Below are 25,114 nucleotides of genomic sequence, written 5' to 3' on the forward strand. Positions count from 1 at the left end.
TATTGAAGATTAAAAACGGCTTCCCAATTACAATCCGTATTGCCGCTGCTGCTGTTGGTATTGCGCTGCTGACGCTGTCAGGTATAGCATCGGCACAAACCGATGCGGGCAGGATATTTCGTGCAGGAGCGTCAACCAGTAATATTACACCCGCGGTCGGAACATCCATCAATGGAAATTTTAGCGATGAAACCGTGCAGCATATTCACGATGAAACGCATGTACGTTGTATAGTGCTTGATGATGGGAATACACAGCTTGCTATTGCCGTAGCTGATCTTTGCATGGTTTCAAGGGCAACATTGGATAAAGCCAAACGCCGCGCAAGCAGTATAACCCATATTCCCGTTGAGCATATGCTGGTCTCTGCCACGCATACGCATTCCGGTGGCACTGCCTGTTCGGTTTTTCAAAGCGATCCGGATTCTGGATATCTTCACTTTCTTGAAAGTCGCATAGCCGATGCCGTTATAAACGCCCATAATAACCTGGCGCCGGCGCGTATAGGCTGGGGCACGGGCAGCGAAGCCGGTCAGGTATTTAACCGCCGCTGGAACATGAAACCCGGTGAACCGCTGATCAATCCTTTTGGAAATACAGATAAGGTAAAGATGAACCCAGGTGTTGGTAACCCCAACCTGCTTGAACCCGCCGGTCCTACGGATCCTGGTATTTCGGTGGTTTCCATTCAGGCTTTGGATGGAACGCCTGTTGCTATACTGGCGAATTATTCCCTGCATTATGTGGGCGGCGTTGGTAAAGGCGAAGTATCCGCTGATTATTATGGTATGTTTGCCGGTCGTATGCAGCAGTTGCTAAATGCGGATAGACAGCACAATCAGTTTGTCGCCATCATGTCTAACGGTACCAGCGGCGATGTGAATAATATTAATTTCGGTGCTGCATCTTCCGTGTCTTCCCCTCCCTATCATCAAATGCAAAAAGTTGCCAATATTATTGCGGCGGAAGTATATAAAGTAGTACAGCAAATAAAGTATCAAAACTGGGTTCCTTTAAGCGTTAAGCAAAAACAAATTGAATTGATGGTACGCAAGCCCGATAAAACGGAACTTACCCGCGCTAAAACAATTCTTTCCAAAGTAAACAAACCCGTACTCACTTCCGTAGAAGCGCTGTACGCCCGTGAAACGGTTTTAATAAATGATTATCCAAATCAGGTATCACTCCTCCTTCAGTCCATGCGCATAGGCGATTTGGCCATAACTGCAATTCCTTGTGAAGTATTTGCGGAAACCGGTTTGGAGATTAAAGCAAAAAGCCCTTTCAAATCCACTTTCACTATTTCATTGGCTAATGGATACAATGGCTATTTGCCCACACCGGCGCAACACCAACTGGGTGGTTATGAAACATGGCGTGCCCGTTCAAGCTATCTCGAAACAGAGGCATCAGTGAAGATCACTCAATCGCTATTTGAAATGTTGGATTTACTTAATAAAGAAAACAACCCGTAAACGCTTTGAAAGAATGAAAAAATTATCCGGCTTATGCGGGCATTGGAGCTACTGCATTTGTTTTTACTTTTTGTTGGTGATCGTATTGCAAGCCTGTGGCAATTCGCCGCTATCTTATACCGGTGGAGCAATAAAACCTGAAGCTGCACTTGCTACATTTGAAATAGAAGAAGGATTTACTATTGAACTGTTGGCTGCTGAACCGCTTATTGCCAGCCCGGTAGATATGGAAATAGATGAATACGGCCGCCTCTATGTGGTGGAGATGCCTGGCTATCCATTAGATAATAGTAGAACAGGCAAAATAAAATTATTGACGGATACCGATGGCGATGGAAAGATGGATAAGAGTATTGTATTTGCCGACCAGCTCATATTTCCTAATGGCATACAACGCTGGAAAGGTGGCGTAATAGTAACCGATGCACCCAATGTACTTTATTTGGAAGATACGAATGGTGATGGCCGCGCTGACTTGAGGGACACTCTGTTAACCGGGTTTTCTTTATCCAACCCCCATGTGAATGTAAATAACCCGGTATATGGTTTGGATAACTGGATTTATCTCTCGCATTTTGGAGCGATAGGCACCCGCAAATATGGAACTGAATTTGGCGACCAGGGAACGGAAATTTATTTTCCTGGTCAGCCTGATCAACCACGCTTACCTAAAAATGCCGAAGCACGTACGGTTCGGTTTCAGCCCGATCATAAAAAACTGGAAATGACTGCCGCAAAAAGCCAGTTTGGACAAACATTCGATCAGTGGGGGCATCATTTTTTAACGCATAACCAAAACCATATTTATGAAGAAATGATAGCGGCGCCTTATCTGAAACGCAATCCCGAACTGTTGCTTTCAAACGCCACCCAATCTATTTCAGATCATGGCGATGCTACGGAGGTTTTTCAGATCACTAAAAATCCAGACCGCCAATTATTTACACCCGTTGGTTTAACTACTTCATCAAGCGGAATAACCATGAGCCTTGGCGGGCTTTTTCCTTCGCCCTTTGATGGCAATGTGGCATTTGTTGCGGAATCGGTAAGTAACCTGGTACATGCGGATATTATAAAAGACAATGGCAGTAGTTTTATAGCAGGCCGGCATCGTAGCGATAAAGAATTTCTGGCTTCAACCGATGCCTGGTCGCGCCCGGTAAATATGTATGTTGGGCCTGATGGCGCTTTGTATGTGTTGGATTATTATCGCCGTATTATTGAGCATCCCGAATGGATGTCGGATGAAGCGGTTGCCGCTGGCGGTTTATATGATGGCTATAATATGGGCCGTATTTACAGAATTACACCGACTGGTACAAAAGCCGCAAACTGGACAAAAGGTCTTGCATTGGGTAGCGCTACCATTGAGCAATTGGTGGGCCATCTGGATGATAAAAATATTTGGTGGAGACTAAATGCGCAACGGTTATTGGTTGACCGGATGGATAAGACCGCGATACCTGCTTTGGTGAAGATGAGTGAAAACCGGGATGCTCCATTAGGAAGGTTGCATGCACTATGGACATTAGAAGGAATGGGTGCACTAAGTTCCGAACTTATAAAAAAGGCGTTACATGATACTGTTGCAGGAGTACGGGAGAATGCTGTTAAACTGACAGAGTTGCATTTAGCAGCTTCTCCGGAATTAGGGACTACGCTGTTGTTATTGCAAAATGATACTGATCCCAAAGTACGGTTTCAACTGTTGTGTACCCTTGGATATATTAATACAGCAGAAGCAGCCACAGCAAGACAAAAACTTTTATTCAGCAACCTCAGCGATGAATGGATGCAGGTAGCCGCTTTATCTGCATCCGCTTCTCAGGCTGGTTCCCTGCTGAAAGAAGTGCTGAACACTTTCAGGAATGATGTTCCGGCTTATGCTTCATTAACACAAAGACTTGCCGCAATGATTGGCGCCGGAAAAACGCAAGAGGCGATTGGTAAGCTGATACAAAAAGCGATTGCTCCGGGTTTTAAAAAAGAAGAAAGCTGGCAGGCACCGGTACTAAAGGGTTTGAGTGAGGGATTAAAGCGAAATGAGCCCGCACGCGCTGTTTTACAAAACCTCCAGCCCCTTTTGGTAAATGGCTTTTTTGAACATCCTGATGCGGAAGTGCGCAAAGCAGCGCTGCAGTTATTAAAGCTTACCGCAACTAAAGGGAATACAATTGAAACCGGAATTGTGAAGGCCGTTTCCATAGCCGGAAATAAAAAACTACAGGAGGAGCGAAGAGAAGAAGCCATTCATTATTTAGCCTTGAGCGATGCCGCCCCCTACGGTAATATATTAAAAGGATTAATCGTTCCGCAGGAACAGCCATCAGTGCAAATTGCGGCCATTAAAATATTAGCTAAACTGCCCGGCACTAACGTTTCTACCTACCTGCTGCAACAATGGGATGTGCTGACGCCAGGCATACGCGATGCGGCGCTGCCTGTTTTTATGCAGGATGAAGAACGGATACGGTTACTGCTGGATGCTGTTGAGAAAAAACAAGTAGCGCCAACCAGCATTAGCTGGAACCGCAGGGTGCAACTCATGAGCAATGAAGATGAAAAACTCAGAAATCGCGCCCGTGCTTTACTCACTAAAAATGATTCCCCAAAAACGAACCTCGAATATCAGAAAGCGCTGGAATTACCAGGTAACAAAGCCAAAGGAAAGATAGTGTATACACAGAACTGCGCTATCTGTCACCGGGTGAGAGGAGCATCGGGCATAGCGTTTGGTCCGGATTTGGGAACCATACACAACTGGCTTGCTAAGGATATTATGGTGAATGTGCTGGATCCTGATTTTTCCATAGCACAGGGTTTTGATCTTTGGGAACTGCAATTGAATGAAGGTGGTACGCTTCAGGGAATGATAAGGAGTGAAACCTCGGCGGCCATCACCTTACACAGTGCGCCAGGCGTTGAAAAAACAATCAATCGCCAGGATATTAAATCTATAAAAGCGCTGAATATGTCGCTCATGCCGGGTTTGGGAGCTCAGATCAATCCGCAGCAAATGGCCGACCTGATTGCTTTTTTACGAAACAGCAGGCAGGAATGAAAAATATACATGGTAAATATTGCGGTATTCGTCCTCTTTATTATAAGAATGAAATTATTATTTGAAAGGTTTGAAAATGAAAAACAATAATCAGTTCAGCAAAGCATTTCCGGTTCTCTGGCTGCCCCGGTTTGTGTCTCCACTAACCGGCGACAAGAAGTCCATCCAATTATTTGGGGTTGCTCTCGTTTCAATCGCCTGGCTGCCCCGGTTCGTGTCTTCACGAACCGGCGACAATTTGAAATGCACTCAATTGTTTTGGGTTGCTCTCGTTTCAACTGTCTTTTTTTGTTCCTCTTGTGGAGAGCAATCTGCCACGCAGGCAAACCTACCGCAGGTACCCGAAGGGTATACGGTAGAAGTAGCGGCAGGGCCCGATCTTTTAGATTATCCTATGTTCGCTACACTCGATGAAACCGGCAGGCTCTTCGTTTTTGAATCTACCGGTAATGTATATCCTAAAACAGATTCCGCATTGAAGAATCCCCAATTCAGGATCAAGCTCATAGAAGATACCAATGGAGATGGCGTATACGATAAAAGCACCATCTTCGCCGATAAGGTTGGATTTCCACAGGGCGGCGTTTTTTATAAAGGAAGTTTGTACGCTACTTCGGCGCCCGACCTGCTGAAATTTACTGATACGGATGGCGATGGTGTAGCCGACAAGCGGGAGGTGCTGCTAAGCGGGTGGACACTTAATGTAAATGCCAACAGCCTTATTGGTCCATTTATGTCGCCCGATGGCTGGCTGTACATGACCAGTGCAATTATGGGCTTTGATGTAACAACAAAAGAAGGAGTGAAGCTGAAGGGTGAGACAGCCCGCATTTGGCGTGTGCGCCCCGATGGCTCGGGACTGGAATGGATATCCGCCGGCGGTATGAATAATCCTGTTGAACTGACATTTACTGCAGCCGGCGAACCTATTGGCACGGAAACATATTTTACGGATCCCAAAGCGGGAGAGCGGGATGCATTGGTGTACTGGACGGAAGGCGGCGTATACCCGAAACCCAATAGCAATATTGACCGCGATAAGCTGGTACGTACGGGCGACCTGATGCCGGTGGTGAGTAAATACTCCCGCGTATCGCCGGCAGGCATTGGCCGTTACAGGAATACCGTACTGGGGGATGATTTTAAAGATAACCTGTTCAGCGCCCAGTTCAATACGCATCGCATTATCAGGCATAAACTATCCAGGGAAGGCGCGTCTTTCCGTACGGAAGATGAACCGTTTTTCTGGTCGGATAATGAAGACTTTCATCCTACAGACGTGCTGGAAGACGCAGATGGAAGTTTACTCGTAGTAGAAACCGGCGGATGGTTCATCAAGGGATGTCCGTTATCGCAGGTATCCAAACCCGAACTAAAAGGATCAATCTACCGGGTACGCCGCAACGGAGTAAAAAAAGCGGATGATCCCTATGGCAATGCTGTGCAGTGGGCAAACCTTCAGCCCAACGATGCGGTGAAGCATCTTGGATCCGCCAACGCTTTTGTAAGCGATCGTGCGGTACAACGGCTGGTGGATGCCGGTGATGCTGCTATTGAATCAATTAGGACTGTACTTCAACAATCTCAGCCGGTGGAAGCAAAAGTAAAAGCGGTTTTTGCACTCTACCGGGTAGGTACACCCGGAGCGATGGCAGCAGTGAGGACTGCATTAAGTGATACAGACCAACAGGTGCGTATAGCCGCGGCACGTGCGGCCGGACTGGCAAAAGATGTTCAGGCAGTGGATAAGCTGATGGAACTGGTGGCCAAAAGCGACCCCGCAGTACGCCGGCAGGCGGCTACGGCACTCGGACAAATCAAAGATAAAAAAGCCGTTGAAGCTTTACTTGCCGCGGCCGGCGATACAGAAGACCGGTTTATCCGCCATGCCATTATTTATGCGCTCATTTCCATTAATGAACCGGCGCTGGTTGCGTCAGGGCTTGCCGATGTTTCCGCCGGAGTGCAGGAAGCAGCGCTTATAGCGCTCGACCAGATGCCTTCATCTACTTTGCAGGCAAAACAGCTCACACCTTTTCTTACCACCAATAATATATCGTTAAAGCATACCGCCTTATGGGTAGCGGCTCATCATCCCGAATGGTCGGCTGATATGGTACAGTTTTTAAGAAGCCGTTTTCAGCGCGCTCCGTTAAGCAAGGAGGAAGAACGACTCTTCGGCAATATACTGGTTTCATTTTGTGGCGATACCCGTATGCAGCAATTTATAGCGGATCAGTTTACAATAGCAACGCCGGCGCATAAGCTTTTCCTCCTCGGTTCAATGGAAGCCTGCAAGGTTGAAAAATTTCCGGATCCATGGACGAACCAGCTTCAAAATCAGTTAGCCCGCGGCATGGACGCACAAGTTAAATCGCAGGTTATGCGATTGATCCGTTTGCGGGGGATTACTACATTGAACAACGGTTTACAACAAGTGGCGGACGATACACAAAATTCAACGGAGCTGAGGGTAGAGGCTATTACCACTATATTAAAATCAGAACCAAAAATCACCAACCACAATTTTGATTACCTGTATCAACAGTTGCAGGTGGGAAAAGAGGCCGCAGTTCGTCAGCAGATTGCTTCAACGTTGGCAGAGGGTGAACTTTCTGAACAGCAGTTACTGCACCTGGCTACCGATTTTCTTCCTAAAGCAGATGCTTTTATTTTGCCCCGGCTTGTTCCTGTATTTCAGGGAAAACATGCTGTTGAAATAGGTAATGCATTGGCTTCAGCATTAACACGGTCTTCAAGCCTCTCCGGTTTTACACCCGAATATCTTCAAAAGGTTTTTGAACAATATCCTAACACAATCAAACCCGCTACAGATCAGCTCATGGCCAAATTGAATGAAGTAAGAGCCGATCGTTTAAAGCGGCTTGAAGCATTGGAAAAGAACATTCCCAACGGCTCACTTGACCGCGGCCGTATACTATTTTTTGGGAAGGCTACCTGTGCTACCTGTCATACCATTGGAGCCGATGGCGGACATTTTGGCCCGGACCTTACTTCTATTCAGCTCGACCGGTCGGCACACGATCTTTTGGAAGCCATTGTGTACCCCAGTGCCAGCTTTGTAAGGGAATTTGAAAGCTATCGGGTGAAAACGAAAGGGGGCGGGCACACAGGCATCATCAAAGAAAGAACCCCCGATGAAATTATTCTTGCTACTTCCGCTCAAACTGCTGTTCGTATTCCACGTGCAGATCTTGTGTCAATGGAGATATTGGATATGTCGCTGATGCCACAGGGTTTTGATCAGTTACTGAATAACCAGGAAATGGCGGATCTAATGGCCTTTATTCTGGGTCAGGACCAGGATCCCGAAACCGACCAGAAGTTATTGAGGTAATGATTAGAATGCAATAGTACCGGTAAACCCGAACACATCAATATAAACGCTTTAAATTTTCGACTATGCAACGACGTCAATTTATCAATGGGCTGCTCACCAGCGTTGCGGCATTAACCGCTACGCAGGTACCGTTGACAATGGTTTCCGCAAAAGAAAAGCGCTTCACAGAGCCACCCTTCAGGATGAAGTTCTCTCCCGATTTTAATATTTTTTCTAATCTGCCTGGAAAGGATGTGGTGGATAAGATTAAATGGGGCTACGACCAGGGGTTCCGGGCATGGGAGAATACTTTTCTGAAAAACAGGAGCCTGGAGGAACAGGAGCGCATCAGCAAAACGATTCAGCAGTTGGGTATGGAGTTCGGGCAATTTGTAGGTACCCATACTTTTGAGCACGTAACTTTTGCAGGGAGGGATGCCGCCTTACGCGAAAAAGTGCTGAGTGATGTTCGTGCGTCGGTGGATGTAGCCAAACGGATGAATACCAAATTTATTCATAATGTGCTGGGTATGGCCGATCCCAAACTTCCCGATGATTTCCAGATGGCCAATGCTATTGAATTACTGAAACGTATAGCCGAAATTTACGAGCCGCACGGTTTGGTGATGGTAATGGAAAGTATGAACCACCGGATTAATCACCCCGGTATGTTTTTGCATACTATCCCCCAGGCCTATGCACTGGCAAAAGCTGTGGGAAGCCCTTCTGTAAAAGTGCTTTTTGATTTTTACCATGTGCAGATTGAAGAAGGAAATATCATTCCTACCCTCGACTACGCCTGGGATGAGATCGCTTATATACAGATTGGCGATACACCGGGGCGTAATGAACCTACCACGGGGGAAATCAATTTTGTTAATGTGCTCCAACATGTTTACAATAAAGGTTACCGTGGGTTTATGGGCATGGAACACAGCATCAGCAAGCCCGGCAGGGAAGGAGAGCTGGCTGTATTAAAGGCTTATCGGTCTATTGATCCGAAGTAAAGGGCTTATAATTCTGTTTTGAAATTTAGCTATTAATTGGAAATTAACTTATAAGTGAATACCTTTGCATTAGAAATATGGGATGATGAAGGTGCTAAATGTACCTTTTATACCGTTAGATGGGAAGATGCCAGGCATAATGAAACCGATAAGTTCTTTACCAAATATGATGCAGTTACTGAGCTGAAAAGTGAAATTCAAAAACTGCTAAGTTTTGTATTGGATAGTATAGGTGATGATCATGGAGCAATAGATATTTTATTTAACAGGTTTGAGCAGGAAGTGGTTGGGTTGCCGAATAAAGGAAAAGTCAATGTAGGAGGCATTATGTTTCTTTATCCCAATTTTCCGTTAAGGCTGTATGCATTAAGGATAAAGAACCGGAAGGATTTGGTTGTATTATTTAATGGCGGCATAAAATCAGCCCAAACAAACCAGGCAAGTAAGGGCCTCAACCTAAAGTGGATTGAAGCGTGTCAATTTGCCAGAAGAATTGAAGAAGCAATAAGAGATAAAGAAATAATAATTGATTCTAAAAACCGAAAACTATTAGCAGCAAACGGAGATGAGGAAATTATCTTATAAAACGAAGATTTTTTATGAGAAGTAAAGTTGCCAAAAAGATACAAAGTGAAACGCCTGAAGAGTTACGCATTTTTGTGCGTCAGTATACCGATATTATTATCAGGATAAATGAGCTTATAAAGGCTAAGGGGTACACACAGAAAGACCTGGCAGAGAAGCTGAATAAACGACCTTCTGAAATCAATAGATGGCTTAAGGGAAATCACAATCTTACGCTTAAAACTATCGCTAAGCTGGAAGCTCAATTGGGCGAGCCAATCATTTATGTTAAGAAGGCTTCTTGATGCTATGCAATCAGCGATCAGCCATCGGCTATCAGTTGAGTATCTGCTAACGATGGGATGAACGCTTCTTTTTAATATTGATTGTGGCTCATAGCTGATTGCCGGCAGCCTCCATCGGATTTTTAGTTTGTGGGTTATCGTTGGATTTTCCTTCGAATTTCGGATTTAGCACTTCGGATTTAGCATTTATAATTTATTGGGTTCTTGTCATTTACTATTTGATTCTTTGTATTGCTAATAAGCATGCTTTTACAGCACCGAAGCAAAGCAACTGCCTAACTTTGGCAAATGGCATCATTAATAGGATCTGTTTTGTTTTTCGCTTTATGCCTCGCTTTATTTTTTGTAATAAGAAAGAGAAAGCGATATGTATATGCAGTACCCGATAATATTCCCCAACTGTTATCAGATCATGTAGCTTATTACCGGGAGCTGGCGCCTGAACAAAAAACGGCATTTGAAAAAAGAGTAAAAGCGTTTCTTTCCTATATCCGCATTCATGGTGTGAACACCGAAGTGGAAGACTTAGATAAGGTGCTGGTGGCCAGCAGCGCGGTAATACCGGTTTTTGGATTTGATGAATGGCGTTATTATAATTTGAAAGACGTGTTATTGTATGGCGATAGGTTTAATACAGAAGATTTTTCCACAACGGGTGATGAACGCCATACACTTGGAATGGTGGGAACAGGCGCCCTGCAGCGCATGATGATCTTATCGAAACCCGCGCTCAGGCAGGGCTTCCTTAATGAAAGCCAGAAAGACAATACCGGTATCCACGAATTCGTGCATTTATTAGATAAGGCCGACGGCGCGACCGATGGTATACCCGAAGCGTTATTACACCAGCAGTATACCATTCCATGGATCAAATATATGAGTGAAGCCATCCATCATATAAAAACCGGCCAGTCGGATATTGATGTGTACGGCGCCACTAATCATGCGGAATTTTTTGCAGTGGCAGCCGAATATTTTTTTAACCGCCCCGACCTGTTTAAGGTAAACCACCCCGAACTCTTTGCATTGATGGAAAAAATATTTAACCAGCGGCGGGGGACTAACGGGCGATAAAGGGGGAAAGACCTGAGTAAATGAAAAGAATAAGAGGGGTTGGCGGTTGAATAGCAATGCTTTTCTGCATTTTTTTTGTTATCCTGTCGCAGATTTAGTAAATATTTGCGATACCACAAGAGAACTTTTAATCCCAACTAATTGCCCCAAAAACCAAAGCCTTTACAAATGAGTAAAAAAAGTAACAATTCTCTTTACTGCTTAGCGTTAGATTGATTTTTTAAAATGTTGAGATAATTTCGCCAGGTTTGTGCAGATAGGGAAATAGAACTGACCGCCAACAATGATAAATGTAACGGAATTTTTAGCTCAAATTTAATTTACATTCGTCAACACGAAACTGCTGTCTAAAACTGGTGTCATTTTTTTCGTCTGTTCACTTGCATCAAGGTTTGTCGTAAGATCGGTTTTTCAATTATCTAGTTATCTGGGATTATATATACAGTATAAACTTTATCTCCTGTTGAATAGACTACTTGAGATTTTGAACCTTTTGTTTCCCAAAAATCGAAATTCGGAATATTACTATTATTAGGAGATATTATCTTTTTTACAACTTCACTCTTTACTTCGATTTCTCCAGCAAGCTCTGTTTGAATAACTGTTTTGGTACCGTAGCAATCCACATAGACTTTATGAGACCCGTTTGGAAGTTTATCTGATTCGCCTTCGCCACAAGAGATAAAACCTGAAATGCCCAGGATGCTAATAATTAATGATTTTAACATGGTTACAACCAAATGAATGCATAAAAAGTAAACCCTTCTTTTTTACAAGAAGGGTTTACAAAACAGTTAATATCATTATCATTATTCAGGGCAGGAGAGATAACCATTATCAATCTTTCCATCCGTATAATTCTCATTGATTTTAGAAGCTGTTTCAAGAACCTGTTCAATGGTATAGCTGGTGCTGCATCCGCCCAATACCTTATTGGCTTCTTCCAGGAAGGCCGATACAGGCTGGTTGGCAAAGCCGCCGGATGTGATTATCATACTGCCAAGACCAGTTCCTGCAGTGCCAAATGCCGGATCGTAATTGTCGAAGCCAACACTTAGTGTTAGAGCAGTTAAATGACTGACAAGTGTATTTTTTAATGCTGTAGTAGATGGGTTTGTATAATTGGCCGACAATGTCGCCGGGGTGCCTCCCGCAGGTAAATAATCAGTAATTGCCTGGGCCGAAGTTAGTTTTACATAATAGTTATCGGGGTAACAGCCAATGTACAGTCCATCAGGAAATGCCGCCGTGAAATTTGAGTGAAGATACACACCGGGATTATTACCCTTAGGTACAGCTCCCCAGCCTCCGGGCGTTTGTGTTCTTAACTGTCCGCAGTCGGCAGGAAGTGTAATCAGGAGAGACATTTGGTCTCCTGCCTTCATTGTGGCACTGGTGTTGCCATTTTTCCCGGAAAGGGTGCTATAACTTGTTTCTTTCTGACAGCCGTAAAAGAATAACAGCATAAGGACTAAGGGTTGTAACCTGAAAATTTTTTGGAGCATAAGGTTTTTTTACATTAACAATTAAATTACCGGTGTTTTTCAGTGTAGAAATTGAGGCGCTGCATGTTAAGATATGAATGCGCTAAATTAGTTAACTGTTACGGAAACCCATAGCCTGCTTGGTTATCATAGGATACTATTTCAAAATCGGGGCCATGCGATGATTATTTCAGACGGGTGAATTTTTTCAATGAAACTGCAATTTATGTTTTCGGCGCCTCCTCAGGGTGTTGTTTTAAGTGAAAATCATTACCCGTATTGACCTTCCTCTTATCGTACTATTAACCCCAGGTTGTTTGAATCTTTAATGCACTATCAAATTGCTCCAATTCATCTATCGTCTTATTTCGCCTGCCGTATAAATGCCAGCAGGTTGGACATTTGCTGTGGCGTGATCTGTTTTTCCAGCCCGGCCGGCATGGCCGACATGCCCAATGCTTTCAGCGACTGTATGTCCTGCCGGGCAATGATTGTTTTTTGTCCGCCATAATTGTTTAAGGTAATTGCAGTGGGTGTTTCCGTTTCAATCAATCCCTGCACGGTTTCGCCCGATGTTAATTGCAGCAGCCATATGTCATAGCCATCGGCAATAGACAAGCCGGGGTTGAGGATATCGTTCATTACCGATTCTGGACGGCGGTTACGGATCGTACCCAGGTCAGGACCAAATGCTACGCCATAAGCGCCGCCCACCTGGTGGCAAACAGCGCAATTTTTCTGGTAAACCATTTTACCACTGTCGGCATTGCTTTTTAAACTAAGTGCCGGAAGATAGGCTTTAATGATGGCTGAGCGTTCACCCTCCTGCTTGCTGAGCAAAGCACGGGAGCGTTTGCGCAATGTTTCGTTGCCCTGCGCCATCAGCGCTACGCTCCGCGGCCATCCAATAACGGAAGGATCAATTTTATCGGCTTCTATCGCGTCTAATAATAATGTGATCCGGTCATCGCCCCGCATAAAGCTATTGATACCTGCATCACGCAGGGCGGGGGTAAGCGAAGTCCAATGCTCCAACAGGTAATGACTGATCATCGTACCGGGTATGGCGCTCAGCGTACGCAATGCCGCCAGTTGAATGGCTGTGGGTTCTGTTGGGGAGATTAAATTTTTTAAAAGGTCAGCGTTATGCGAAGGATCGCCTAAAGAAAGGAATTGGATGGCTTCTAATCTTTCTTCAATGGGACCACGTTGATCTGCCGCCGTTCGGGCCGACCGTTCAAGTCTTGTTTTCGTTTGTTCACCTTTGGGTAGCCCCATTACCTGCAATAATTGCAAACCGGCGTTTCGTATATCCGGAGAAGGGTGAGTAAATGCAGATTGCAGCAACAGTTCCTGTTCTTTTTCAAAGGGAGCGTAATCCTTTTTGTTACGCATACCTCTTGCCAATCCTTTTAAAACGGCTGCCTGCCATCCCGCATTGTTTCCGGCTTTCGTTTGCAATGCTTTCCTCATTAAAGATGAAATGACAGCAGCATCTCCACCGGCCGCTGACATAGCACTTAAGTGTTCCACCAAAGATGTATAGGCGGGAACATCATCTTTAAAGCGGGTTAATACTGTTGTTAATAAATTGGATTGAAAAGCAGGCTTTGCCGAAAGTGCCGCGATCTGTATCCAGGGATCGTTGATATCGCGGAATAAAATATTCTTCCTTGCTTCAGCGGCTTCTGCTGTATTGATATAACCCAGTGAGCAAGCCAACTGGAAACGAACCTTTGCGTTGCTGTCGTTTTGAAGCGGGTACAATTTGTTTACCAGTTCAGGGCTTGTAGTAAGAAAAGGTTCGGACAGGCGGATGGCGTTTTCACGAATGCCTGCTATGGTATCATGCAGCGCTTTTATAATATGCTCCGGGCGGAGCTCATCTAATCCTTCAAGTGTCCACAGCGCATGAAGCCTGCCTGCAGGTGATTGTGTGTTCCCAGTCGTTTGGATGAGTGTTGGTATTGCTTCTTTTGCCTTTCGGTCTGTCAGCAAACGTTGTGCATTCCTTCGCCACCATATATTCGGGTCGGCTAATTTTTCCACAAGTTGTGCGTCAGTGGCATCGCCTAATTTCAGACCGGCAGCCCATGATGCATGTGGGGTACCCTTTGGCGTTATACGGTATATTCTCCCCTGGTCCATGCCATTATACAGCGCTCCTGATTTCACCACTTCATCGGCCATCCATTCGGGATGTTCAATAATTTTCCGGTAATAATCGCATATATACAAAGCGCCATCGGGTCCTGTATACATATTAACAGGTCTGAACCAGGCATCAGTAGAAGCTAAAAATTCTGTATGATCATATAAACGGCTGGCGCTAAAGCTGGCGCCCTTATCCCGCACGATATCCGCATGCACTATATTGCTTACCGGCTCGGCAACAAAACTCACACTATCAAAAGGCGAAGGGAAAAGCCCGCCCTGGTAAAAAGTCAGTCCGCAAGCGGAGGTGAACACGCCAATATCCGTGAGCAACTGGTGATCCGGGTTTTTGGTGATGGGGTAAACATCTGCAGCATCGCCATGGTCGGAAATGGATTGCGTGGCATTCGACACCAGTAGTTCCGGGTTGCGACGCAGGTAAGCATCGGCAATTACTTCATGCATGATATGATTGGCATTGCTCACCAATAAATGTCGGCCCCAGGTGTCGAAGCTATGGCCGAACTGGGTATTGCCGGAGAGTGTTTCTAATTGCATCCTGTCTGGCCGAAAGCGAATGCTGCGGCCCAACGCATTATCAGGCAAACGCGGACTATCTTTTTGCGCGGTATAGTACACATCGGTTCCGCGGTCGCCAAATTCTTTTTCGTATACTTTGGGTGTCACGGCGGGCTCATGTCCTATATATATCCAGTTATCAATTCCCAGTAAGGGATTGTTTACATTATGCTGTGGGTTCGACAATGCGAAACCCGTTAGCAGGGTGTCGCGGATATCGGCTTTTCCATCGCCATCGCTGTCTTCAAAATACATCACATTAGGCGGGTCGGTAACCATCACGCCTTTCTTCCAGCGCATAATGCCGGTGGGCAAAACCAGTCCCTCAGCAAAAACAATACTTTTATCCATCTGCCCATCGCCATCGGTATCGTTGAGCAGCTTTATTTTTCCCGAACCGGTTTTATCCAATGGGTAGCCATGCATTTCCACCACGTACATGCGGCCGTACTCATCAATTTCCATAGCCACCGGGTCGGAGATCAGCGGTTCGCTGGCAACCAGTTCAATCTGAAAGCCAGGCGCCAGCTCAAAAGTGGAAAGTGCTTCTTCCGGCGATAGGCCGTGCTGCGGCGGACGGCTGTTACGGCAGCTAATCATTACCGGTAGGAAAAGTAACAACTGCAGAAACGCATGGCAAAAAGGACGAACAAAAATAAATTTCATGAAATGCGGAGTATTGTTGTTTGAAGGGTATACAAAATGCCTGAACGAATGTATCAATTAATCCGTGCAGTACAAAGCTCTAATGGTGTGCAGGGGTCGAGTTAAGTAGGGTTTTGGAACACAGTGACACGGGAGGCACAAAGACATGGCGGTAGTTGCTGTAGACAGTAATCGGTCGGATAAGTTGCGGTACCATGGTGATTGTAAATATAATTACTTTCCTGACAGTGCTGCAACTTCACTCCATAACTTTTCTGATCAGGCGCTTTTTAGTCTATGCTTATATATTTGGCGGGTGCTGGTTTAATAGCGCAGTCATGCTCTCATACAAATCCGGGTACGTTGCTTTTAGTTGCGCGGGACGTTCAAAAAACAATTCAACGCTCTCTGCCCAAAATTCCTGAAAATTATTCAATGCATATTCCGAATAAAGATCATTGCCCGGAGATTTTTCCTGCTCAAAAACCTTGTTTCCGAAATTGTTGAATTGAGAAAAATGTGTTACAAAATTACTATCCGCATTTTGGTTGGTCTCAAAATTCTGAAAATAATACGCGTGGGCCATTTCATGCAATCCCACATTTTCACCATCATCAGGATATTGATATCCTTCTAAAAAATGTTTCCACGAAATACGAATGCTGCTTCCTGATACGTTGCCGGCCAATACACGCAAAAATGGGCTTACGCCAATAAATTCAGCGGGAAAAATATGTATGAATTTAAAATGCGGTAGTAAATACGTTTCAAGCCCGAAGCTTAGCTTTATTGCTGTGGCACTAACAAGAATCGGCATTTCCCTGAAGCCGCTTTTATCATGAATAATAAATATTTTTCTCCTCATAAATTCTTTAAGGCGGCGTAAAAAAATTTCTTTGTCAGGCGCAAACAGGTTGTTGAAATAAGAAAGATGCTTTGTAATCACTGTTCTTAACGTTTCATCGGAGAAATGCAGCTCACTGCCGCGGTAAATCAAAAACCCGTTTTCATTTTCGTTTTCTGCGGTCTCATTTCCGTTATTGTTTGTAAGCGCATCCCTGCCTTGCCCGCCTATCCGGTTAATAAAAAAGATCAATGCAATAACAGTCACCAGGGCAGCAATAAATTCAAATAACATTCCCGCTGTTTTTATCTATAGAATAATTGAGATTTTACTTCCGTACTATATTTTGAGCAATGCCGCACCTTCTTATGCTTCCAGCCCCAGTCTTGCGGAAAGATCGGAAGCAAATACATTTGAAGGGTCGTACTTTCTTTTAATAGCTAACCACGCTTCGTACTGCGGGTACATGAGCCTGAAGGTTGCTTTATCGAGCATGGCATCTTTACCCAGGTATATCCTTCCGCCGGCCTGTAATACAACCTGGTCTAACTGTTTGGTAAATGCTTTCAGATCTTTGGTAACCGGAAAATCAATTGCCAGCGTATACCCATGAAAAGGGAAGGATAAAATGCCCTGTCCTGCCCCCATTTTTTTAAAGACATTAAGGAATGGGGTGCAGCCGCTGGAAGCAATCATTTCCATGATATGCCTCAGATTAACTATGCCATTTTGTTCGGGGATCACAAACTGGTATTGAATAAAGCCCCTTTTGCCATAACCCCTGTTCCAGTTATTGATCATATCCAGCGGAAAAAAAAACTTTTCATAATGTACATAAGGCCTGGGAGAATTTTGTATAAACCCGATCAGCTTGTTTAGCAATCGTACCGTAACATTATTCAATGCAAAACCAGGTAAGAAAAACGGAACGCCGAGTTTGGATGAAGTATGAATTTTTAAAGGTTCCTTTTTTAATGCTTCCGGTAGTTCTTCTAATGTGGCAGCGTTGCCCACTGTTAACACGCCACTGCCTATGTTTTTTCCGGTAGCAAGTGGGTCAATCCAGGCAACGGAATAATTGTAGTCTTTATACTGCTCCAGCGCATTCAGCATTTCTTCGAGGGAATTAACCTTTATGGATTGCTGCCTGAAATAAGTGGTTTCCGTTTTTCTGAGCCTGATCTGAGCCGTTAGTATAATCCCAAGTAAGCCGAGTCCGCCAAAATTGGCGATAAATAAATCCGGATGTTCTTCTCTTGAAGCAGTAACTATACTTCCATCGGCCAGTAAAATGGTAAAGGAAATTACGCAATTGATGAACGAGCCATCTGCATGATGTGCCTTGCCATGTATATCGTTGGCTATGGATCCGCCTATGGTTACGAACTTGGTTCCGGGACAAATCATAGGCATCCACCCGCGTGGAGCAAATGCGGTTATAATTTCATCAAGGCTTGCGCCGGCTTCACATTCAAGGATACCCTCCTCCTCATTCCACGAAAGAAAATGGTGCATCCTTGTACAAATACAAACTTTTTTATTGGTATGGATGGCCTGGTCGCCGTAACTTCTGCCCAGCCCTCTTGCAATAACGGTTTCCTGCTCTACGGTTTTCTTTAATTCCTGTTCATTTGCCGGGACAATTACATATGAATTGGCTTTTGGATAATTGCCCCAGCCCGCTAATATTTCCTGATGTTCGGTTGCCATAATATAAAAACGCTGCAAACTTATGGTTTAGTAGGTTGAGATAATAATTTTTGATTTTTATTGGTTATTGACTACTCCCACCACTATATCCATTACATTGGTTTGTGTAGGCCCTGTTATAATAAGCCCCCCTGCCTTTTCAAAAAAATGAAATGCATCATTGTTATGAAGGTAAACTTCAGGATCAATGGAAAGCTCATTCAATTTGATAAAAGTATCTGAATCAATCACTGCTCCCGCCGCTTTCGTGGGACCATCTGTTCCATCTGTACCCCCCGAAAGGATAGCGGCGTTGTTATTCTTCAGCCATTCCTCATCTTTCAATGCACATAATGCAGCTAAAGCAAATTGCTGGTTGCGACCGCCTTTGCCCGTTCCTTTTATTGTAACTGTTGTTTCACCACCCCATAAAAAACAGGCGGGAGAACTGTTATTTTCATTTTTAAGCCGGCTGATAAAAGCCTGAGCCTGTAATTCGGCTTCACCTGTAAGCATAGGCGAAAGAATGGTTGTGGTATAACCCAGTGCTTTTGCTTTTTGGTCTGCGGCATCCAACGCTGTTTGATTCGTAGCCACCAGCATATTATACACTTTACCAAATGCAGGATTTCCAGGTTTTGGCGTATCCGGTACGGCTTTCTTAATTCCGTTTTGCAGCCAGTTCCTGATGCCGGCCGGAAGTTTTTCTGAAAGCTGGTATTTTTCTATTATTCCCCATGCGTCCTTAAAAGTTGTTGGGTCTGGTACCGTTAGCCCGCTGGCAATTACGGAAAGATCATCGCCAGGTACATCGCTTAACAGAAGTGCTATCACTTTTGCCGCTGTGTATTGCATCAATTGTCCGCCTTTTATAAGCGACAGATGTTTTCTTACGGTATTTATTTCATCAATAGCTGCGCCGCAATCAAGAAGCAATTGTCCTGTTTGCTGCATGTCTTTTAAGCTGCAACCGGGAGGAGCGTCAACCAGCAGAGCGGAAGCTCCTCCACTAACCAGTAAAAGAATAACATCTTTTTTTTCAGCTTTTTTAAAAAGGTCTGCTATTGCTTTCCCCGCCAGCATGCTACTGTCATCGGGCACCGGATGTCCTGCTTCAATAGTCCGGCTATGAACCAGCTCAAGCGCATGATCGTATTTGGTAACAACAATTCCTTCTGTTATGCAGGAATCTAAAATTTTTTCTGCTTCTAAAGCCATTGCCGCTGCGGCCTTTCCCACTGCAGCAATATAGAGGTTATTAATATCAGTTAATGCAAAGCTTTGGTCCGCTATTTTTATCCTGTCTTTCTCAAATTGAATATGCTGTGGAATGAAATGTTCAGGTTTTACTGCCTCCACACCTGCAAGAAATATCTGTATGGCATCTGCTCTTGACATACCCGAAATTAACATTAGTTTTAAATCCCTGACGCTGTACTTTCCCAATCAATTTTATATTATCTTCGGTGTCAATTAGTTGTTTAACTAACTAATTTGAAATATCTTATAAACGCAAAGGATAGTTGTATGAAACGTATAATAAAAAAAGTTGCGGTATTAGGTTCAGGTGTGATGGGTTCCCGTATTGCATGTCATTTTGCAGGGATAGGGATCCCGGTTTTACTGTTGGATATTGCTCCAAAAGAATTAACGGATGCGGAAAAAGCGAAAGGATTGACGCCTGATCATCCCGCCATAAAAAACCGCATTGTAAACGATGCCCTTGCGGCGGCCATAAAGTCGAATCCTTCGCCGGTATATACAAAAGATGTTGTGAAGAAGATTAAAACCGGAAACTTTACAGATAACATGAAAGACATCGCGGCCTGCGATTGGATCATTGAGGTAGTAGTGGAAAGATTAGATATTAAGCAAAGTGTATTTGAGGAGGTGGAGAAATTTCGCAGGCCCGGAACGCTGATCACTTCCAATACTTCCGGTATTCCTATACACCTCATGGCGGAAGGCAGGAGCGAAGATTTTAAAAAAAATTTTTGCGGCACCCATTTCTTTAATCCTCCCCGTTATTTGAGATTATTAGAAATTATTCCCACCGCTTATACCGATAAGGGCGTAATAGATTTTTTAATGGAATATGGTGATTTGTACCTGGGTAAAACCACCGTATTGTGTAAAGATACTCCTGCTTTTATTGCCAACAGGATCGGGGTATACAGTATGGCATCCATATTCAAACTTGTTGAAAAATTAGGCTTAAGCATTGATGAAGTGGAGGCGCTTACAGGTCCGGTTTTTGGTCGTCCCAAATCGGCAACTTTCCGAACTGCCGATGTTGTTGGCATTGATACATTGGTTAAAGTTGCCCGTGGGGTTTATGATAATTGTCCTGATGATGAAGCAAGAGATACTTTTATTATTCCTTCATGGGTAGAAAAACTTGTGGAGAATAAATGGCTGGGCGATAAAACCGGGCAGGGATTTTTCAAAAAAATAAAATCGAAGGGTGGCGGTTCCGAAATATTAGTGCTCAACCTTTCAACGCTTGAATATGAGCCACGTAAAAAGCCAAAATTCGCAACAATAGAAACCACTAAAGGTATAGATGATTTGAAGTTGCGTATAAAAGCACTGGTGGCCGGGCAGGATAAGGCCGGAGAATTTTACAGGCAATTTCATTACAGTTTATTTTCTTATATCTCTCACCGGATACCTGAAATTTCTGATGAAGTATACCGTATTGATGACGCTATGAAAGCCGGCTTTGGCTGGGAGATCGGCGCTTTTGAAACCTGGGATGCCCTGGGTGTGGAAAAAACGCTTAAAGCGATGAAAGATGCGGGCTATACTGTTGCATCGTGGGTTGATGATATGCTTGAAAAAGGGAACACCACTTTTTATAAAGTTGAGAAAGGGGGTACATTATGTTATTCGCCCGTCAGCGGTACTTACGTTTCAACTGTGGCTGCAGGAACAGAAAATGCTTTTCTGGTAATGAAAAATTTTGCAGGCCAAACGGTTTGGAAAAATAGTGCGGCTAATGTGTATCATTTGGGCGATGATGTGCTTGGACTGGAATGGAATACCAAAATGGGAACAATAGGCGGGGAGGTGCTGGAAGGTATTCAAAAGGCAATTGCATTAGCTGAAGAAAAATACAAAGGTGTTGTAATAGCCAATGATAGTCAGAACTTTTCTGCCGGTGCTAATGTGGGTATGATCTTTATGTTTGCCGTGGAGGAGGAATATGATGAGCTTGATATGGCTGTTCGGGCATTCCAGAATACAATGATGCGTGCCCGGTATTCAAGTGTACCCGTAGTGGTGGCGCCTCATGCTTTAACCTTAGGCGGCGCCTGCGAGTTGAGTTTGCACAGCGACAAAGTGCTGCCTGCAGCAGAAAGCTATATAGGATTAGTAGAACTGGGCGTGGGGTTGATACCCGGAGGTGGCGGTACAAAGGAATTTGTACTGCGTGCCGCTGATGAAATGCACGAAGACGAGCCGGATACGATTACTTTAAAGAACCGTTTTTTAACGATAGCAACCGCTAAAGTTTCTACCAGTGCCTTTGAAGCTTTTGACCTGGGTATTTTAAGAAAGGGACATGATGAAGTGATCATTAACCAGGACAGGCGGATTGCTGCCGCTAAAAGCAGTGTTATAGAAATATTTGATAACGGCTATGTTACTCCTGTACAGCGTACCGATGTTAAAGTGGCCGGGCGTTCTGCTCTTGGGGCTTTATATGCCGGTATTAATGGTATGTGGAGAGCCAATTATGCTACAGACCATGATGTGGTGGTAGCTAAAAAATTAGCATACGTAATGTGCGGCGGCGACCTTAGTGAACCCTCTTTGGTTAGCGAACAATATTTGCTTGACCTCGAAAGAGAAGCGTTTCTGAGCCTTTGCGGTGAAAAAAAGACGCTGGAACGGATACAAAGTGTTTTAAAAGGAGGTAAGCCGGTTCGGAATTAATTTGAAAATTTGAAAATTTGAAAATTTGAAAATGTGGAAATGTGGAAATGTGCGGTCGTTACGCAATGAAGGAGCGTCAGACCGCATACAGGAATTTGGAAATGGAAAGGATTATAATCTCCCCTTTAGAAGAAAATAAAACATCAGCACCAGCAATAATATAATGATGGTAGCTGCAACAGGTGTTATCAATTCAGGTTGTTTTTTTGATAACAGCTTTTTTCTGCGTTTGGAGAGTTTTTTTACCAGCATTTTGTTAAGCTCATTAACTACCACGGGAAGGTTGCTCTTATCCTGCACCTGCTCTAATCCTTCTGCTGCATCGCTGTCGAAATCGGAATCTACCAGTATCTTTTCTATTTCATGCTTTTCTTCCGGCGATAGTTTATCTTCCAGGTAGTCTAACAACTTCTGTTGGTCTATTTCTTTTGAATGGGATAATATGTTTAATAAATCATTGTTCATATTTTATAATTACTGCGATCACACTTTATTTTCCTTCATTTTTTTCTCCATAATGATCTTCAGGTTACGTTTCCCGTTTTGAATATGGCTTTTAATTTGCATGGGCGAATACCCGGTTAATGAAGCTATATCATGATAGGATTTTTTTTGGAGGTAAAAAAGGATAATGCATTGTTTTTGATCCTCATTAAGTTCTTCAAGGGCTTCACTCAGGGCAGAAAATGTAGCATCTTTTTGCTGATGGTGAAGTATGCTGTTATTTTCATCCGGTTCTGAGGCCATCATCTTTTCTGTAACAGGCAAAGGGGTTTTCCCTTTATCTCTCAGTTGCATAAGACAATAATTGCGGGCTACCATATACAACCAGCTTTTGAAATAGGTAACGGGGTATTTTTGCAGTTCTGAAATGGCTTTTAAAAAAATTTGCTGTACTGCGTCTTTGGCTTCCTCCTCCTGCTTTAAATACTTCATGCACACACCATACAACAGTAAGGTATACCGCTGCATCAGTATACCCAGCCATTCATTATTACCATCAGCATAATAATTTTCCAATAGCCCGGTATCTGTTATATGGTTATATTGTAAAGAAGCCACACCTGCAAAATGAATTTGTATATAACCTATAGATGCTGATTGTTATTAATTCCACATGCTGTAAGAGCAAATAGAAGCAAGGTTCTCTAAAGTCAGGCGTTTACCCGCCATGCAACTTATTTCTTTTCTCCAAAATTCTCTTTGTAAAAAAGGATCGCCTCTTCTATTATTTTGAGTGCCGTTGCCTTATCCTGGAATTCATTAACGCTCACTGTTTTGTTTTCCAGCTTTTTGTATTCTTCAAAAAATTGCCGCAATTCACTAAAAAAATGTTTGGGCATTTCTTCTATATTATTGATATAATTTACACCCGGATCGTTGTTGGCAACCGCTATAATTTTATCGTCTGCATCACCTCCGTCAATCATCTGCATTACACCAATTACTTTGGCCTGAACCAGGCATAAAGGTTGTATGCTCAAACTGGAGATCACCAGTATATCAAGGGGATCTTTATCACCGCCATACGTTTGTGGAATAAAGCCATAGTTCACAGGATAATAAAAAGAAGAATAGATGACCCTGTCTAACTTAAGCAATCCGCTTGGCTTATCTATTTCGTATTTCTGCCTGGATCCCTGGGGTATTTCTATTACAGCATTTACAATTCGTGGTGAACTTTCGCCGGGAGCTACGCCGTGCCAGGGATGAAGTACTGTTTGCATAATTAACTGTGATTTTACAGGAAAGATAGCAATAAAACCAAACAGCGTATCTGGATTTTTTTGCCGGATTTATATGGTGGCATGCATACAGATGAGATATGATAAGTACATTTTATTCGGCTGCTGTATCTCCCGTGAAAGTATATTTGAAGTCAACCCACCACTCGCCATTCCTTTTAATTAATTTAATCTCGCTGTTCTCTCTTTTGAAAGAATTGGAATAATTAATAATGGTGATGGAATCATTAAGAGACTGGGATTTATTAATGATGATACTGGCGTCTTTATAATTATCCTTCTCTTCCTGGCTTTCTGCAGCGTATTTCTTTTCAATATTTTCAAATAATCTTTCATTAGCCGCACCGGGCAGGATAAATATTTTGGCTCTGCGCATATCACCATCGAGGGCAAAACGGATAAATTCTCTACCGGCTTCAAGCGGATCATCGGGTTTTTTGTAATCCGCATTTCCCGCACAACCGGTTGTTATAATAAAAATGGCTAAAAGAAAGATAATTATACTGCGCATGTAGTCAATAATTGTAACAAAAGTACGAATAAAACGCTTCTGTCAGAATCCCGTACGTCCATCTCTTACTTTTACTTTCTTCTTTCCTGCATTCTTTTTTTCCCATTCAGCAACTGCTTTGGGCTTTTCGGCTACTTTTTTAGAAGCTGTTGCAGTGGTTGTGTTACCGGAGTTTTTTTCTTTTTGTCCAAAAAAATAGTTTTCCTGCTTTACAATAAAGCCTGTATTGGGATCGTAAAATTTCCAGGTGCCGTGCGCTACCGTGGCTACTTCTAATTTTATGATTTTTGTTTCCCATTTATCGGGAATGGCGGGGTCCGGTACCTGTACGGTGTCATAAGGGTTTTCAGGGTTGGTAGCCCTCCAGCTTTCTTCCCGGAGCAAATCACCCATTTTGGTATAATACTGTTGTTTGCCATCTTTTTCACCCCACTTGTAATTTTCTATAGCTATCAGGTCACCAACAAGATTATATTTTCTCCATAGGCCTTCTTTTATATCATCAGCAAAATAACCTTCTTCTTCATAACCAGGTTCACCACGCAATGCATCTACATGAATTACCCATGGCCCTTGTTTTTTGTTGTTGTTATCTACCCTGTTAAGCGTATCTCCTTTTATGGATATGATAAAGCTTTTTAATTGCGCCTGGCTCTGCAGGGAACTGAATAACAATACAATAAAAATGTAGCGCATAG

The 25,114-nt window shown here is 43.6% G+C and carries 19 protein-coding genes; 8 read left to right on the top strand and 11 right to left on the bottom strand.

The features are described from left to right. The first annotated feature begins 2 nt into the window (after positions 1 to 2). The 7 genes from FRX45_RS19610 to FRX45_RS19640 all read left to right on the top strand — a co-directional run bounded on the left by FRX45_RS19610 (position 3) and on the right by FRX45_RS19640 (position 10,826). Positions 3 to 1,475, top strand: coding sequence for a neutral/alkaline non-lysosomal ceramidase N-terminal domain-containing protein (locus tag FRX45_RS19610; RefSeq protein WP_226805468.1), 1,473 nt, complete (start codon positions 3 to 5; stop codon positions 1,473 to 1,475). A gap of 13 nt (positions 1,476 to 1,488) precedes the next feature. Further along, positions 1,489 to 4,536 (top strand): PVC-type heme-binding CxxCH protein, encoded by a 3,048-nt coding sequence (locus tag FRX45_RS19615; protein ID WP_152270177.1) that lies wholly within the window; start codon positions 1,489 to 1,491, stop codon positions 4,534 to 4,536. Positions 4,537 to 4,612: 76 nt separating this feature from the next. Then, positions 4,613 to 7,894 carry a PVC-type heme-binding CxxCH protein gene (locus tag FRX45_RS19620; protein ID WP_152270178.1) on the top strand — a complete coding sequence of 1,094 codons (3,282 nt, stop codon included), beginning with the start codon at positions 4,613 to 4,615 and terminating at the stop codon, positions 7,892 to 7,894. A gap of 65 nt (positions 7,895 to 7,959) precedes the next feature. Next, the gene (locus FRX45_RS19625; protein WP_152270179.1) at positions 7,960 to 8,883 is read left to right on the top strand and encodes a hydroxypyruvate isomerase family protein; all 924 of its coding nucleotides are present in this window, start codon (positions 7,960 to 7,962) and stop codon (positions 8,881 to 8,883) included. A 54-nt stretch (positions 8,884 to 8,937) separates the two neighbouring features. Then, complete coding sequence (locus FRX45_RS19630) at positions 8,938 to 9,468, top strand: hypothetical protein (protein ID WP_152270180.1); 531 nt, start codon at positions 8,938 to 8,940, stop codon at positions 9,466 to 9,468. A 14-nt stretch (positions 9,469 to 9,482) separates the two neighbouring features. Beyond that, positions 9,483 to 9,752, top strand: coding sequence for a helix-turn-helix domain-containing protein (locus FRX45_RS19635; protein ID WP_152270181.1), 270 nt, complete (start codon positions 9,483 to 9,485; stop codon positions 9,750 to 9,752). 288 nt (positions 9,753 to 10,040) lie between these two features. Further along, the gene (locus FRX45_RS19640) at positions 10,041 to 10,826 is read left to right on the top strand and encodes a M90 family metallopeptidase (protein WP_152270182.1); all 786 of its coding nucleotides are present in this window, start codon (positions 10,041 to 10,043) and stop codon (positions 10,824 to 10,826) included. Positions 10,827 to 11,245: 419 nt separating this feature from the next. Here the strand turns inward: FRX45_RS19640 and FRX45_RS19645 are convergent, their stop codons facing one another. From FRX45_RS19645 to FRX45_RS19670, 6 genes are all read right to left on the bottom strand, one after another. After that, a complete protein-coding gene (locus tag FRX45_RS19645; protein WP_152270183.1) occupies positions 11,246 to 11,554 on the bottom strand; it encodes a hypothetical protein in 309 nt (102 codons plus the stop codon). An 81-nt stretch (positions 11,555 to 11,635) separates the two neighbouring features. Then, the gene (locus FRX45_RS19650; RefSeq protein WP_152270184.1) at positions 11,636 to 12,331 is read right to left on the bottom strand and encodes a hypothetical protein; all 696 of its coding nucleotides are present in this window, start codon (positions 12,329 to 12,331) and stop codon (positions 11,636 to 11,638) included. 342 nt (positions 12,332 to 12,673) lie between these two features. Beyond that, on the bottom strand, positions 12,674 to 15,709 hold the full coding sequence (locus tag FRX45_RS19655; RefSeq protein ID WP_226805469.1) for a PVC-type heme-binding CxxCH protein: 3,036 nt from the start codon (positions 15,707 to 15,709) through the stop codon (positions 12,674 to 12,676). Positions 15,710 to 15,989: 280 nt separating this feature from the next. After that, positions 15,990 to 16,826 carry a zinc-dependent peptidase gene (locus FRX45_RS19660; protein ID WP_152270185.1) on the bottom strand — a complete coding sequence of 279 codons (837 nt, stop codon included), beginning with the start codon at positions 16,824 to 16,826 and terminating at the stop codon, positions 15,990 to 15,992. A gap of 72 nt (positions 16,827 to 16,898) precedes the next feature. Then, complete coding sequence (locus tag FRX45_RS19665) at positions 16,899 to 18,242, bottom strand: FAD-binding protein (RefSeq protein ID WP_152270186.1); 1,344 nt, start codon at positions 18,240 to 18,242, stop codon at positions 16,899 to 16,901. Positions 18,243 to 18,299: 57 nt separating this feature from the next. Further along, positions 18,300 to 19,619 carry a glycerate kinase type-2 family protein gene (locus FRX45_RS19670; RefSeq protein ID WP_193311785.1) on the bottom strand — a complete coding sequence of 440 codons (1,320 nt, stop codon included), beginning with the start codon at positions 19,617 to 19,619 and terminating at the stop codon, positions 18,300 to 18,302. Positions 19,620 to 19,748: 129 nt separating this feature from the next. On the opposite strand from FRX45_RS19670, the gene FRX45_RS19675 reads away from it, so the two are divergent. Next, on the top strand, positions 19,749 to 22,160 hold the full coding sequence (locus FRX45_RS19675) for a 3-hydroxyacyl-CoA dehydrogenase/enoyl-CoA hydratase family protein (RefSeq protein WP_152270188.1): 2,412 nt from the start codon (positions 19,749 to 19,751) through the stop codon (positions 22,158 to 22,160). A 111-nt stretch (positions 22,161 to 22,271) separates the two neighbouring features. Here FRX45_RS19675 and FRX45_RS19680 read toward each other — a convergent pair whose 3' ends face one another. The 5 genes from FRX45_RS19680 to FRX45_RS19700 form a co-directional block, all read right to left on the bottom strand. Further along, on the bottom strand, positions 22,272 to 22,625 hold the full coding sequence (locus FRX45_RS19680) for a hypothetical protein (RefSeq protein WP_152270189.1): 354 nt from the start codon (positions 22,623 to 22,625) through the stop codon (positions 22,272 to 22,274). Between the two features lie 18 nt (positions 22,626 to 22,643). Then, positions 22,644 to 23,222, bottom strand: coding sequence for an RNA polymerase sigma factor (locus tag FRX45_RS19685; RefSeq protein WP_226805470.1), 579 nt, complete (start codon positions 23,220 to 23,222; stop codon positions 22,644 to 22,646). Between the two features lie 116 nt (positions 23,223 to 23,338). Then, a complete protein-coding gene (locus FRX45_RS19690; protein ID WP_152270190.1) occupies positions 23,339 to 23,887 on the bottom strand; it encodes an inorganic diphosphatase in 549 nt (182 codons plus the stop codon). Between the two features lie 112 nt (positions 23,888 to 23,999). Next, positions 24,000 to 24,416, bottom strand: coding sequence for a hypothetical protein (locus FRX45_RS19695; protein ID WP_152270191.1), 417 nt, complete (start codon positions 24,414 to 24,416; stop codon positions 24,000 to 24,002). Between the two features lie 42 nt (positions 24,417 to 24,458). Continuing rightward, on the bottom strand, positions 24,459 to 25,112 hold the full coding sequence (locus FRX45_RS19700) for a toxin-antitoxin system YwqK family antitoxin (RefSeq protein WP_152270192.1): 654 nt from the start codon (positions 25,110 to 25,112) through the stop codon (positions 24,459 to 24,461). Between the last annotated feature and the right edge of the window lie 2 nt (positions 25,113 to 25,114).

Source organism: Agriterribacter humi, from assembly GCF_009192765.1.
Lineage (GTDB): Bacteria > Bacteroidota > Bacteroidia > Chitinophagales > Chitinophagaceae > Agriterribacter > Agriterribacter humi.

What these genes read in the sequence shown, in the direction of transcription:
- FRX45_RS19650 (WP_152270184.1), bottom strand. Translation starts at nt 12,331, where the DNA reads ATGCTCCAAAAAATTTTCAGGTTACAACCCTTAGTCCTTATGCTGTTA.
- FRX45_RS19690 (WP_152270190.1), bottom strand. Translation starts at nt 23,887, where the DNA reads ATGCAAACAGTACTTCATCCCTGGCACGGCGTAGCTCCCGGCGAAAGT.
- FRX45_RS19700 (WP_152270192.1), bottom strand. Translation starts at nt 25,112, where the DNA reads ATGCGCTACATTTTTATTGTATTGTTATTCAGTTCCCTGCAGAGCCAG.
- FRX45_RS19665 (WP_152270186.1), bottom strand. Translation starts at nt 18,242, where the DNA reads ATGGCAACCGAACATCAGGAAATATTAGCGGGCTGGGGCAATTATCCA.
- FRX45_RS19625 (WP_152270179.1), top strand. Translation starts at nt 7,960, where the DNA reads ATGCAACGACGTCAATTTATCAATGGGCTGCTCACCAGCGTTGCGGCA.
- FRX45_RS19680 (WP_152270189.1), bottom strand. Translation starts at nt 22,625, where the DNA reads ATGAACAATGATTTATTAAACATATTATCCCATTCAAAAGAAATAGAC.
- FRX45_RS19615 (WP_152270177.1), top strand. Translation starts at nt 1,489, where the DNA reads ATGAAAAAATTATCCGGCTTATGCGGGCATTGGAGCTACTGCATTTGT.
- FRX45_RS19670 (WP_193311785.1), bottom strand. Translation starts at nt 19,619, where the DNA reads ATGTCAAGAGCAGATGCCATACAGATATTTCTTGCAGGTGTGGAGGCA.
- FRX45_RS19620 (WP_152270178.1), top strand. Translation starts at nt 4,613, where the DNA reads ATGAAAAACAATAATCAGTTCAGCAAAGCATTTCCGGTTCTCTGGCTG.
- FRX45_RS19695 (WP_152270191.1), bottom strand. Translation starts at nt 24,416, where the DNA reads ATGCGCAGTATAATTATCTTTCTTTTAGCCATTTTTATTATAACAACC.
- FRX45_RS19660 (WP_152270185.1), bottom strand. Translation starts at nt 16,826, where the DNA reads ATGTTATTTGAATTTATTGCTGCCCTGGTGACTGTTATTGCATTGATC.
- FRX45_RS19640 (WP_152270182.1), top strand. Translation starts at nt 10,041, where the DNA reads ATGGCATCATTAATAGGATCTGTTTTGTTTTTCGCTTTATGCCTCGCT.
- FRX45_RS19635 (WP_152270181.1), top strand. Translation starts at nt 9,483, where the DNA reads ATGAGAAGTAAAGTTGCCAAAAAGATACAAAGTGAAACGCCTGAAGAG.
- FRX45_RS19645 (WP_152270183.1), bottom strand. Translation starts at nt 11,554, where the DNA reads ATGTTAAAATCATTAATTATTAGCATCCTGGGCATTTCAGGTTTTATC.
- FRX45_RS19675 (WP_152270188.1), top strand. Translation starts at nt 19,749, where the DNA reads ATGAAACGTATAATAAAAAAAGTTGCGGTATTAGGTTCAGGTGTGATG.
- FRX45_RS19655 (WP_226805469.1), bottom strand. Translation starts at nt 15,709, where the DNA reads ATGAAATTTATTTTTGTTCGTCCTTTTTGCCATGCGTTTCTGCAGTTG.